The sequence below is a fragment of the Clostridium lundense DSM 17049 genome (assembly GCF_000619945.1).
GTDB classification, from domain to species: Bacteria; Bacillota; Clostridia; order Clostridiales; family Clostridiaceae; genus Clostridium_AO; species Clostridium_AO lundense.
The window spans coordinates 1-13,141 of the sequence record NZ_JHVC01000008.1 but is presented as its reverse complement, the minus strand read 5'-3'; the positions used below and the strand labels follow the sequence as shown (position 1 = coordinate 13,141).

12 protein-coding genes and 1 pseudogene are annotated in these 13,141 nt (G+C 28.3%); 12 read left to right on the top strand and 1 reads right to left on the bottom strand.

From position 1 onward, the window contains the following. The first annotated feature begins 7 nt into the window (after window positions 1-7). From recN to spo0A, 3 genes and pseudogenes are all read left to right on the top strand, one after another. Window positions 8-1,702, top strand: a complete 1,695-nt coding sequence (recN, locus tag T514_RS0110080) for a DNA repair protein RecN (protein ID WP_027624664.1) — start codon at window positions 8-10, stop codon at window positions 1,700-1,702. A 196-nt stretch (window positions 1,703-1,898) separates the two neighbouring features. After that, on the top strand, window positions 1,899-3,113 hold the full coding sequence (gene spoIVB / locus T514_RS0110075; RefSeq protein ID WP_027624663.1) for a SpoIVB peptidase: 1,215 nt from the start codon (window positions 1,899-1,901) through the stop codon (window positions 3,111-3,113). Between the two features lie 184 nt (window positions 3,114-3,297). Continuing rightward, a pseudogene (gene spo0A / locus T514_RS24355) lies at window positions 3,298-4,109 on the top strand (sporulation transcription factor Spo0A). Between the two features lie 219 nt (window positions 4,110-4,328). On the opposite strand, the gene T514_RS0110065 reads toward spo0A, so the two are convergent. Then, the gene (locus tag T514_RS0110065) at window positions 4,329-4,814 is read right to left on the bottom strand and encodes a YhcN/YlaJ family sporulation lipoprotein (RefSeq protein WP_034868795.1); all 486 of its coding nucleotides are present in this window, start codon (window positions 4,812-4,814) and stop codon (window positions 4,329-4,331) included. A gap of 145 nt (window positions 4,815-4,959) precedes the next feature. Between T514_RS0110065 and spoIIM the strand changes: the two genes are divergently transcribed. The 9 genes from spoIIM to T514_RS0110015 form a co-directional block, all read left to right on the top strand. Then, on the top strand, window positions 4,960-5,586 hold the full coding sequence (gene spoIIM / locus T514_RS0110060) for a stage II sporulation protein M (protein WP_027624661.1): 627 nt from the start codon (window positions 4,960-4,962) through the stop codon (window positions 5,584-5,586). A gap of 333 nt (window positions 5,587-5,919) precedes the next feature. Continuing rightward, a complete protein-coding gene (gene xerD / locus T514_RS0110050; protein ID WP_027624659.1) occupies window positions 5,920-6,798 on the top strand; it encodes a site-specific tyrosine recombinase XerD in 879 nt (292 codons plus the stop codon). A 76-nt stretch (window positions 6,799-6,874) separates the two neighbouring features. Beyond that, complete coding sequence (locus T514_RS0110045; protein WP_027624658.1) at window positions 6,875-7,690, top strand: purine-nucleoside phosphorylase; 816 nt, start codon at window positions 6,875-6,877, stop codon at window positions 7,688-7,690. Between the two features lie 43 nt (window positions 7,691-7,733). Then, window positions 7,734-8,552, top strand: a complete 819-nt coding sequence (locus T514_RS0110040; RefSeq protein ID WP_027624657.1) for a purine-nucleoside phosphorylase — start codon at window positions 7,734-7,736, stop codon at window positions 8,550-8,552. A gap of 46 nt (window positions 8,553-8,598) precedes the next feature. Beyond that, window positions 8,599-9,903 carry a pyrimidine-nucleoside phosphorylase gene (locus T514_RS0110035; protein WP_027624656.1) on the top strand — a complete coding sequence of 435 codons (1,305 nt, stop codon included), beginning with the start codon at window positions 8,599-8,601 and terminating at the stop codon, window positions 9,901-9,903. A 110-nt stretch (window positions 9,904-10,013) separates the two neighbouring features. Further along, entirely contained in the window at window positions 10,014-11,195 is a 1,182-nt protein-coding gene (locus T514_RS0110030) for a D-alanyl-D-alanine carboxypeptidase family protein (protein WP_027624655.1), read from the top strand. Window positions 11,196-11,407: 212 nt separating this feature from the next. Further along, window positions 11,408-12,181, top strand: coding sequence for a segregation/condensation protein A (locus T514_RS0110025; RefSeq protein ID WP_027624654.1), 774 nt, complete (start codon window positions 11,408-11,410; stop codon window positions 12,179-12,181). Then, on the top strand, window positions 12,153-12,773 hold the full coding sequence (gene scpB / locus T514_RS0110020) for an SMC-Scp complex subunit ScpB (protein WP_027624653.1): 621 nt from the start codon (window positions 12,153-12,155) through the stop codon (window positions 12,771-12,773). The genes T514_RS0110025 and scpB overlap by 29 nt, the downstream gene beginning before the upstream one ends. A 110-nt stretch (window positions 12,774-12,883) precedes the next feature. Then, on the top strand, window positions 12,884-13,141 hold a 258-nt coding region (locus T514_RS0110015), incomplete at its 3' end, for a transposase (protein ID WP_027624652.1).

Below are 13,141 nucleotides of genomic sequence, written 5' to 3'. Positions count from 1 at the left end.
ATTTAATGTGCTCCTTCAATTGAATATTAAAAATTTTGCTTTAATAGAGGAATTAAGTATTTCTTTTGAGAAGGGATTTAATATTTTATCCGGTGAAACTGGAGCTGGTAAATCAATATTAATTGATGCAATTAATTATGTACTAGGTGGTAAATTTAATAAGGATCTCATAAGAACAGGAAAAGATCGAACTTTTGTTGAAGCAATTTTTACTTTGGAAAATGAAAAGTCCAAAGAAGAACTGATAAAACAAGGTATAGAATATGAAGATTGGATAATAATAAGTAGAGAAACTTTTCAATCTGGAAAAAGCATAGCTAAAGTTAATGGTAGGTCTATTTTACTTTCTCAATTAAAACTTTTAACTGAAACACTTTTGGACATTCATGGGCAACATGAAAATCAAAATCTTTTAGATTCTTCTAAGCATATATTTTATCTAGATTACTTTGGGGAAAATAAAATAGAAGAATATTTAATTAAGTATAAGGAAGTTTACAGGAATTTAAAAGAAGTAGAAAATAAAATATATGAACTATCAGGAGAAGATGGAGAAAGAGAAAAAAGAATAGATTTTTTAAGGTATCAAATAGAGGAAATAAATAATGCTAATTTAAAATTGGAAGAAGAGGAAGAATTAGAGGAAAAGTATAGTGTATTATCTAATGCGGAAAAAATTAGCAAAATTTTGAATTATAGTTATCAAATTCTTCATAATGGTGGTGAAAATACACCGTCTATATTAGATAGTATAGGATCAATTGTTAGGGATTTAAAATCTATCCAAATGCATATGGATAAAATAAAAAAGGTTAGCAGTTCCTTAGAAGAAATATATTATAATATAGAAGGCAATATTGATGAAATAAGAGAAATAAAAGATGATATATATTATGATGAAGAAGAATTAAATCTCATTAATAGTAGACTATATTTAATTGCTTCATTAAAGAAAAAATATGCTCCAGATATTAAAAGTATACTAGAATATAAAGAAAAAATAAGTAATCAATATGATGAACTTATACATAGTGGAGAAATAATTCAGCAATTAAACAATAAAAAATCTACATTAATAAATGACTTAAAAGAAAGAGCAATCTGTATTCATAATATAAGATCAAATATCGCTAGTATTTTAGAAAAAAATATTTTAGAGGAATTAAAATATATTGGTTTAGAAAAGAGTACATTTAAAATAGATGTAAACTTAATGGAAGAGTTTAATGAAAATGGACTAGATAAAGTTCAATTCTTAATTTCTACCAATCCTGGAGAACCATTAAAACCTTTAGAAAAGGTTGTATCTGGTGGTGAGCTTTCAAGAATTATGCTAGCATTAAAAACTGTGTTTGTAGATAAAGATAAGATACCTTCTGTTATATTTGATGAAATAGATACTGGAATAAGCGGTAGAATTGCTCAAAGCGTAGCAGAAAAAATGTATAGCATATCAGGGAAACATCAAGTGTTTTGTATTACACATCTTCCACAAATAGCATGTATATCAGATACCCATTATTTAGTTTCTAAAGAAGTGTTAGAGGATAAGACTTATACTTCTGTTAGAAAGTTAACTAATGAAGAAAAAAAAGGAGAAATTGCTAAGATGATAGGTGGAACTGAAGTAACAGAACTAACATTAAAACATGCTGAGGAAATGATTAGAATGGCAGATGATAAAAAACCATCTCTTATATAATAAAACAAATATAGAATGATATATTTTTTACTAAAAAGGTTACAATATTAATGTTATTGTAATCTTTTTTATTTTACTTTATAAATTTAGTTTTTAAAAGGAATAGTTAACTTCTTATACAGTGATATTATAGCATAATAAAGGTCTATAGCGGGTAACTTAAAGATAACAAATGAAAGAAACAGGAGGTATAAGCATGAAAAGATCTAAATTAAAATTTATTTATCCTTTTATAATATCCGTCCTGTTAATAACTATAGGTGCCTATTATAGAGCTTTTAATATACCGACAACTATATTTGTAAGAGAAGGAGATACGGCAAGGTCAAGTAATATAGTAAAATTAATACAGGATAATAGTGTTAAAGCGTCTCCAGGAGTAATTGGTGGAGAAAAGAGTGCAGATGTTAGTCTTTTGGGAATATTTAAGGTTAAATCTGTTTCAATAAAATCCATACCTAATGAATTATCAGTATATCCTGGAGGACAGCCAATAGGAGTAAAACTTAATACAAAAGGTGTTTTAGTAGTTGCATTATCAGATTTAGATACAGATAAAGGAAAAATAACTAGTCCTGCATCATTAGCTGGGGTTCAAATAGGTGATAGTATAGTAGAAATAAATAATGAGAAAATTACCAATGCGGAAAAAGTATCTTCTATAATTAATGGATCAGAAGGTAAAGAGTTGAATTTTACCATTGAAAGAAAAGGTACAGTTATAAGAAAAAAAATAAAACCTGTAAAAACAAATGATGGTAAATATAAAATAGGTTTATGGATAAGGGACTCTACTGCTGGTGTAGGAACATTAACCTTTTACGATGATAAAACTGGCATATTTGCAGCATTAGGACACCCTATTACAGATGTAGATACAGGTACTATATTAAATGTTAATTCTGGCCAAATCGTAAATTCTTCCATAGTAGCAGTAAGAAAAGGAGTAAGAGGAACTCCAGGAGAATTAAAAGGAATTTTTGTTGATGAAGATGTAGTATTAGGAGAAATAACGAAAAATACTGAATGTGGAATATTTGGAAAAAGCAATTTAAACTTAAAAAATAAATACAATAAAAAAATGAAACTAGCTTTAAGAAACGAAATAAAAGAAGGACCAGCACAAATCCTTACTACAATTGACGGAAATGATCCCAAGTTGTATAATATAATGGTAGAAAAGTTATTACCTCAAAATTCACCAGGACCTAAGAGTATGGTAATAAAGATTACTGATAAGAAATTATTGGAAAAGACTGGCGGTATAGTTCAAGGTATGAGTGGTAGTCCAATTATACAAGATAATAAAATAATTGGAGCTGTTACACACGTATTAATAAATAAGCCAGATACAGGATATGGTATATATATTGAGTGGATGCTTAAAGATGCAGATATATTAAATAAATAGCTATGTTAAGAAAATATACAGAAGACAAATAGATAGCTTTTACTGCTATCTATTTATTTATATTATTTTATTGAAAAAATTTTCTTATTTAAGAAGGATTTATCATTCTTTTGTCGAAATTATTAATTGTTAAGATATGGGAATTAAATGAAATAGGAATTTATTTGTGAAGGAGAGTAGTTTTATGGAAGATTCAAAAATTAGTGTAATTATTGCTGATGATAATAAGGAGTTTTGCAATATTCTTAATGATTATCTTTTAAATCAAAGAGATATCGTTGTAGTGGGTGTAGCAAAAGATGGTGTTGAAGCTTTAAAGTTAATAGAAGAGAAAAAACCTGATTTAGTTGTATTAGACATTATAATGCCCCATCTTGACGGATTAGGAGTATTGGAAAAATTAAACAGTATGGAATTGGATCCAATGCCAAGAATTATAGTTCTATCAGCAGTAGGTCAAGATAAAATTACACAAAGAGCTATAACTTTAGGTGCTGACTATTATGTTGTAAAGCCATTTGATATGGATGTATTTACAAAAAGAATAAGACAGATGTTTAACAATACTATTTCCAGTGATGATGTTAAAAAAGTGTACCAGTAGTAGAAATCCCAGAGATAAGAGTTAATAGAAATGAGCCTATTGATTTAGAAGCAGAAATAACTAATATTATTCATGAAATAGGTGTTCCAGCTCATATTAAGGGATACATGTACTTAAGAGAAGCCATAACTATGGTAGTAAACGATATGGAACTTTTATCAGCAGTAACTAAAGAATTATATCCATCTATTGCTAAAAAATATAATACTACAGCTAGCCGTGTAGAAAGAGCAATAAGGCATGCTATAGAAGTTGCTTGGTCTAGAGGTCAAGTGGATACAATCAATAGAATATTTGGATATACCATACATAATGATAAAGGCAAGCCAACAAACTCCGAATTCATTGCTATGGTAGCTGATAAGTTAAGATTAAAAAATAGAGTTAGCTAGAAAAGTAATATAAATGGTTTGAATACAGTTCGCTTTTTATTTAAAATGATAAATCGTGAATGTATGTGTATTGATTTCTAAAAAATGCTAATAGACTTTCTTCATTTATAGCGTAAATGTAGAAAGTCTATTTTTATGAAAAATTTACATATATTTTGTTTACGAATATAAGGGTAAGCATTAAAGGCTTACCTATATGTTATACGGCTCTTTTTATAATTATTTAGGCATAATTCTTCTAAAAATTTCTTCGACTTCATTACCAAATTCAGATAAAGGTTTTCCTTGACGAATTCCATTTCCTACATTAGTAATTCTTTGTACTATATCTACATCAGCAGATGTGGCTACGGTTTTTATTTTAGGATCTACAGATTTTACTTTTTTATCTACTTCATTTTTTATGTTATCGGTAAGTTTACCTTCTATGTTTTTATCAAGATTAATTCCAACCAAAGCTCTTTCTTCACTAATTACTACATTAGCACTTTTTACTCCTTTTATAGTAGTTAATTCTTTTGCTATTTTATCTGCTCTTTGAGTTAATTCTGTTGTAGTATTTTGAACTACATTTGTTTGTTCAGGAGCTTTCTGAGCAGCAGGTGGTGTAGGGGTAGTTTTTTTAGTTGTACATGCAGAAATATTCAAGGAAAACACAGTTACTAGTAATAAAGACAATACTTTTTTGTTACTTAAAAATCTCATAACTTATCACCTCATTGTTATTATGTACAGTTTTAAATATTTTAGTATAAAAATTTTTATTATTACAAAGATGAAATAAATAGTATTCATATACTAAAATTTATAATCATAAATATAAGAGAATAGAGAACAAAGGGGGATATATATGTTAAGAAAGGATTTTTCAGTAAACTTTAATGAGCATATACAAAGTAATTTTTTGCTTTATATAATAAGCTTATTATGTATCTTTACAGGAATAGTATTAGGAATATATAAAGTAAAATATTTAGGGGATACATATAAGAATGAGCTTTTAAATTACATAAATAGCTTTACAGATTATTTAATAAATAAAAATGTAGATTATAAGAATGTGTTTATGGCAACTATGAAAAATAATATACCATTCATAGTTTTAATTTGGTTTTTAGGTATGACTATGATTGGAATTCCAATTATATTAATAGTAGATGTAATCAAAGGTTACGTTCTGGGCTTTGCAATAAGTATCATGATAAATTCTATTGGGACTAAGGGATTATGGATAGCACTTTTGGGAATAGTGCCACAAAATGTAATATATATACCTTGTATAGTTTTGTCTTCAGTATTGGCTATGGAGTTTTCTATTAATTTTTTAAGTGAAAGAATTGGAAAAAGGTTTACTAAAGGATTAGGGTTAAGAATTTTTTCATATTCTGTATCTTTTTTATTTATAATAATGGTAATGTTTATAGGGTTTATTTTTGAGGCTTATGGGACTCCTAATGTATTAAAAGTTGTAATCTAGGCTATATGAAAAATTAATAATATTTTGGAGTGGGAATATGGAAGAAAATAATTTGTATTTAACAGAATTATTTATATGTATTTTGAAATGTTTTTTTATATTATTAGTTTTTGGTGAATTTTTGCCTAAGATTTTAGATTATATATTATATAGATATATAGAAAAAATAAGTGTTTATGATAATAGTATTTTAGTTTACAATATTATTAAAAAAAATAAAAGTATATTATATAATTATATGTATATTTTCAAGGAATTTATAAAATTATGAAGGTTTTTTTATTCAATTGTTGAATTAATAATATAATGATAGATTTATTAGGAGAAATGCTTATGGATGAATTAATTAATAACTATATGAATTATTTAAAAAGTAAAAATTTAAGTAAAAATACTTTAGATGCATACAGTAGGGATATAAAAAGATTTTGTCAGTTTTTACAGAATAGAAATGAAGATATAGATTCAGTAGAAGAAGTAACTATAATGGCTTATGTGCAAGAGTTACATAATAACAAAAGGGCCAATTCTTCTATTATAAGAAATATAGTTTCTATAAGAAATTTTTATAAGTATTTAAGTAGGAGAGGAGTATTAGAAGAAGATCCAGTTATAAATTATGAAATGCCCAAATTAAAAAGAAATATTCCTCAAATATTAACAGTAGATGAGGTAGAAAAGCTATTACAAGCTCCTGACTTAAGTACAGAAAAGGGTATAAGAGATAAAGCAATGCTTGAAGTGATGTATGCTACTGGTATGAAAGTAAGTGAACTTCTTAATATAACTACATTTGATATAAATCTAAAGTTATGCTATATAAAATGTAAAGGAAGCAAAGGAAATGAAAGAATAATTCCTATTGGAAGCTATGCCGTTAATTGTTTAAATGAATATTTAAAAATTAGGCCTTCTTTAAATATTTATAATTTGGATTATCTATTTTTAAATGTCCAAAAAACAAAAATGACAAGGCAGGGATTTTGGAAAATAGTTAAGCAATATGCTAAACTGTCTGGAATTAAAAAAACTATAAACTCATATACTTTACGACATTCCTTTGCAGTACATTTATTGCAAAATGGAGCAGATATAAAAGCAGTACAGGAGTTATTAGGACATAAGGATATGGCCGCCACCCAAATTTATTCAACTATAACTAAAAAAAGTAAAATCGTGGAAATATACAAAAAAACTCATCCCAGAGCATAAAATATATGTTATAATAATGACTCAATATTTAGTTAATACTAATATCACACGAGGGAAATAAGGAGGAATATAGGGAATGAATTTAGAACAAATTAAAGAAAGTGTACAGTATGTTAAGAAAAAAATAGATATAATACCAGAGATAGGTATTATTCTTGGATCGGGTTTAGGAGACTTAGCAGACAAAGTTGAGGATAGAGTTAATATAAAATATGAAGACATACCTAATATGCCTAAATCAACAGTAGTAGGTCATGCAGGACAATATGTATTTGGCAAATTAAATGGTAAGAATGTGGTTATGATGCAGGGGAGAATACATTATTATGAAGGACATAAGATGGAAATGTTAGCTATGCCGATACATATTATGAAGTATTTGTGTATAAAAACTTTGATAGTAACAAATGCTGCTGGTGGAGTAAATGAAGAATTTAAACCTGGAGATTTAATGATAATAAATGATCATATTAATTTAGCTTTTACTAATCCATTAATAGGTAAAAATGAAGAAGAAATAGGTCCTAGATTCCCAGATATGAGTGCTGCTTATGATAAAGATTTAATCCAAATAGCAGATAAAATATCTAAGAATATGAATATAGAACTTAAAAAAGGAGTTTATGTTATGATGACAGGACCAACCTACGAAACTCCAGCGGAGATAAGAATGATAAGAATATTGGGTGGAGATGCAGTAGGTATGTCAACGGTTCCAGATGTTATAACAGCTAAACATTGTGGACTTAAAGTTTTAGGTATTTCTTGTATTACCAACATGGCAGCAGGAATACTAGATCAACCTTTAAATCATCAAGAAGTTATAGAAACTTCAAATATGGTTAAGGATAAGTTTGTGAAATTGGTAAGTGCAATAGTTAAAGAAATATAAGTTACATTTAAAAGCTATTCTTTATAAGAAAGGAAGGTGTACTATGGATTTATTAGAAAAGGTACAAAGAGCAAAAGAATGTATAAAATCAATTGATAATTCAAAAATTGACTTAGCTATAATATTAGGGACTGGACTTGGCAGTATAGTAAATGATATAGAAAATAAAAAAATTATTAAGTATAAGGACATACCTGGCTTTCCAGTATCAACAGTAGTAGGGCATGCAGGAGAACTTATAATAGGTGATCTTATGGGAAAAAAGGTTTTAGCCTTAAATGGAAGATTTCATTATTATGAAGGATATCCTATGAGTGAAGTTACTTTTCCCATTAGAGTAATAAAGAGTTTAGGAATAGAAAAAATAATAGTTACTAATGCTTGCGGAGGTATGAACCCAGATTTTTCAGCAGGAGATTTAATGATAATAGAGGATCATATAAATTTTATGGGAAGTAATCCGCTTATAGGTAGGAATTATGAAGAGTTTGGACCAAGGTTTCCCGATATGTCACAAGGTTATAATAGGGAACTATTAAAATTAGCAGAAAGCTGTGCTAATAAATTAAATATTAAAGTACAAAAAGGTATATATGTAGCAGTATCAGGACCAACTTATGAAACACCATCAGAACTTAGAATGTTAAGAAATGTAGGAGGAGATGCAGTAGGTATGTCTACTGTACCAGAAGTTATTGTAGCAAATCACATGTCTATGAAAGTTTTAGGTATATCTTGTATAACAGATATGGCAATTGCTGATAACTTAGAACCACTAGATCATAAAAGGGTTGTTGAAACAGCAAACAAGGCTATGGTGAAATTTGTATCTTTAGTAAAAGAAATAGTTTCAAATATGTAATAAATATTGTTTTATTAAAGATTTATATTTTGCGGGGTGAAGAATTATGAGAATGTACGATATAATTTTAAAAAAGAGAAATGGAAAAGAATTAACTACAGAGGAAATTAACTTTTTTATAGAAAACTATACTAAAGGTAATATACCTGATTATCAGGCATCGGCTTTAACTATGGCTATATACTTTCAAAAAATGAATAAAAGAGAAACAGCAGATTTAACTATGGCTATGGCTAATTCAGGAGACATATTAAATTTAGATTCCATTGAAGGAATTAAAGTAGACAAACATAGCACTGGAGGGGTAGGAGATACTACTACACTAGTACTTGGACCTATGGTAGCATCTTTAGGTATACCAGTAGCTAAAATGTCTGGTAGAGGACTTGGTCATACAGGTGGAACTATAGACAAATTAGAATCTTTTAAAGGTTTCTCAGTAGAGATGTCTGAAGAGAAGTTTGTAGAAAATGTAAATAAGATAAAATTAGTAGTAGGTGGGCAAACTGGTAATTTGGCTCCAGCAGATAAAAAACTATATGCTCTAAGAGATGTTACAGCTACAGTTGACAATGTATCCTTAATAGCATCTAGTATAATGAGTAAAAAAATAGCTGCTGGTGCAGATTGTATTGTATTAGATGTAAAAGTTGGAGAAGGAGCCTTTATGAAAAGTAAGGAGGCTGCTTTTGAATTAGCCGAAGAAATGGTAGAGATAGGTAAAAAGGTTAATAGAAATACAGTAGCAATAATTTCTGATATGGATCAACCTCTCGGATTTGGAATTGGAAATGTATTAGAAGTAAAAGAAGCTATAGATACCCTAAAGGGAAAAGGACCTAAGGATTTATATGAGTTATGTTTAACTTTAGGATCTCATATGGTAGTTCTTGCAGGAAAAGCTAAGAATATAGAAGAAGCTAGAGCTATGCTTATACACACTGTTGAAAGTGGAAGCGCTTTACTAAAATTAAAAGAATTTGTAGCTGCTCAAGGTGGGAATCCATCTTATATAGATAATCCAGAAAAATTCTCAAAGGCTCAGTATATTATTCCTGTTAATAGTAATAAAGAAGGTTTTATAACTAAGATACATGCAGAAAAGGTTGGAATTGTAGCTATGGAATTAGGTGCAGGTAGAGCTACAAAAGAGGACATTATAGACTTATCTGTAGGTATTGTATTAAATAAAAAGAGAGGGGATAAAGTTTTAAAAGGAGAACCAATAGCTTATGTACATGCAAATAATATGGAAAAGGCAGAAAAAGCAGTAAAGGACATTTTAAATAACTATGTTATAGCAGATGAGTATAAAGAAACTATTCCATTGATTTATGGAATAGTAAAATAATAAAAAAGCAAAGAGATTTTTAAGTCTCTTTGCTTTTTTATTATTTTTCAATGGATAAATTTTTGAAAGCCAGGAGAAAATACTATTGAAAGGAAGGAGGAAATTATGTTATGAAAAGGAAAAATAGAAAATTAGTAAGTTTAGTTTTATCTTTAGCAGTATTTTCACAGATTGTGTTTGTACCTACAAGTGTAAAGGCAGAAGCAGAAGGAACAAATGTAGAGGCATCTTCTGCTCTTTTAATGGAACCAACTACTGGAAAGATAATATATGAAAAAAATTCACATGAAAAGCTTGCCCCAGCGTCTGTAACAAAAGTAATGACTATGTTAATTGCTATGGAAGCCATTGATTCAGGAAAAATAAAGTTATCAGACAAAATAACTGTAAGTGAAAATGCAAAAATGAAGGGCAAAAACGGAAATAGCAGTATGCTTTTGGATACAGGGGAAATAAGAACAGTGGAAGAAATACTTAAAGGTATAGCTATTGCTTCAGGTAATGATGCAGCTACAGCAATGGCAGAATATATTGCAGGAAGTGAAGAAGCTTTTGTAAAAATGATGAATGATAGGGCAAATGCTTTAGGTATGAAGGATACAACCTTTAAAAATTGTTGTGGCCTTTCTGCCCCAGGACATGTAACTACTGCATATGATATAGCTTTAATGTCTAGGGAGCTTTTAAAACATCCTAAGGTACTTAAATATACTGGAACTTATATGGAAACTATATCAGAAGGAAGAAAAAGCCCTATTGGACTTGTAAATCATAATAAATTAGTTAGATTTTTCAAAGGTTGTGATGGATTAAAAACTGGATTTACAAATGAAGCAAAATATTGTATTTCTGCTACAGCGGTAAGAGATGGAGTAAGAATGTTAGCTGTAATTATGGGAGCTCCTACATATAAGGTTAGAAATAGGGATGCTAGCATGCTTATGAACCATGGCTTTTCAAAATTTGAATGTAAGAAGGTTATAACAAAGGATTCTAATGTGGAAAAACTACTTTTAGGAAAAAGACAAGATAGATTTTTTATGGCTAAAGCTGTAGAGGATTTAAATGTAGTAGTAGAAAGAGGTACTGATAGCAAAATAACTAAAAAGTGTGTAGTTAATTTAGATAAGAAACATTATAATAAAGGTGATGTAGTTGGATATTGTGAAGTATATTTAAATGATAAATTGGTAGGAAAAGTAAGAGTTTATTGTGATAGAGAAATTAAAAAGTCCAACATTTTTAGTAATTTAATATATAACTTTAAGAACCTTTTTAATAATGGAATATAATATTATTTTAATTATATGATAGTTCTTTTAAGAACTATCATATAATTTTTATAAGGAATTTAAAGTTGTAAATTGATATTTTAAATAGCCTAAATGAGGATTTTGTTGTAAAATTAGATATTAGACAGGAAATAATTTTAGCACATATGAAGAAAATAAGTTTAACTAGAAAGGTAAACAATGTCTAATAAAAAATCTAGGAGAGATAGTATATGTCATTAAAAATAAAGATAGATAATTTTGAAGGTCCTTTTGATCTTTTATTGCATCTTATAAAGAAAAACGAGATGGATATATATAATATAAGGATTTCTCAAATAACTAATCAATATCTTCAATATATAAATTCTTTAAAGGAAATGGATTTGGAAATTACTTCAGAATTTATAGTTATTGCAGCTACTTTATTACAAATAAAATCTAAAGAATTGCTACCTAAGGTTAAAGAGGATGAAACTGCAGTAACATTAGAAGAGGTAGATCCAGAAAAAATGCTGATTCAAAAGCTAATTGAATATAAGAAATTTAAAGGTGCAGCGGCTTTTTTAAGGTCAAAAGCTGGAATGGAACATGCTATGTTCACAAAAAAGCCTGAAGTAATAGAAGAAGAAAAAAAAGATGTTGATATGGATGAACTATTTAAAAATATTACTATGTTAGATTTGTACAACCTTTATAACGAATTAATGAGAATATATAAAAATAAGATAAATACAAATTTGATACCTAGGGAAATATCTGTAGATCAGTACAAAATTGAAGATAAAATGGTATATGTAAAAGACATAATGTATAGAGAGAAAAGGGTATCATTTTCAAAGTTAGCCAAAGAATGTTCTGTTAAAATAGAAATAGTAGTTACTTTTTTAGCTTTATTAGAACTTATAAAGTTGAGAATGGTAAAGGTAGTACAGGAAAATAATTTCAAAGAAATATATTTAGAAAGGATAGATCCAAATGAAGAAAGTAAACATGAATCAAATTGAAATGGAACAATTTTCCGTAAAGAATAGATTTATTTCTGTTATAGAGTCACTTCTTTTTGTAAGTGGAGAACCTATAAAAGTAAAGGAAATTGCTAGTATATTAGAATGCGATGTAAAATTTATTAAAAACCTAATTGAAGAAATGAAGAAAATATATGGAGAAGAAAATAGAGGAATTACTATAATAGAAATAGAAGATAGTTATAGTTTGGCTACTAAAAAAGAAAATAGTGAATTTGTTCAAAGATTATTAAAAACAAATGTGAGACAATCTCTCTCTCAAGCAGCATTAGAAGCATTAGCTATAATAGCATATAAGCAGCCTATTACAAGAATTGATATAGATGAAATAAGAGGAGTAAAAAGTGATAGAGCAGTTCAGACACTATCAGAAAAAAATTTGATAAAAGAATGTGGGAGATTGGAGGTACCTGGTAGACCCATACTTTATGGAACTACAGAAGAATTTTTGAAGCATTTTGGTTTAGAAAGCTTAAATGAAATGCCTAGCCTAGAAGATGTATTAACTAACTTTGTAGATAAAGAAGAAGTGGTAGAGAATAATACTGAAAATGATATTGAAGAAAAATAGTGCAGAGAAGATTTTAAATCTTACTGGAGCCTGTGAAAAAAAGTCTGTAAATTACAAAATATAGCAGCTTTCTATGATAAAATATAAATATCATAGGAGGCTGTTTTGTTATGGGTAAAAGAAAAGAAAGATTAACAGAGGGAAAAAAGAATATTATTGCTGATTTAATTAGGGAGTATGACATTCAATCTGCTGAGGACATTCAAGACGCATTAAAAGACCTTCTTGGAGGTACTATTGAAAGCATGCTTGCAGCTGAGATGGATAACCATTTAGGGTATTCTCCATATGAGCGTACTGATGTAGAAAATGCACGCAATGGAAAGAAACAAAAAACTATTCGTAGTAAATATGGAGAAATGGAAATA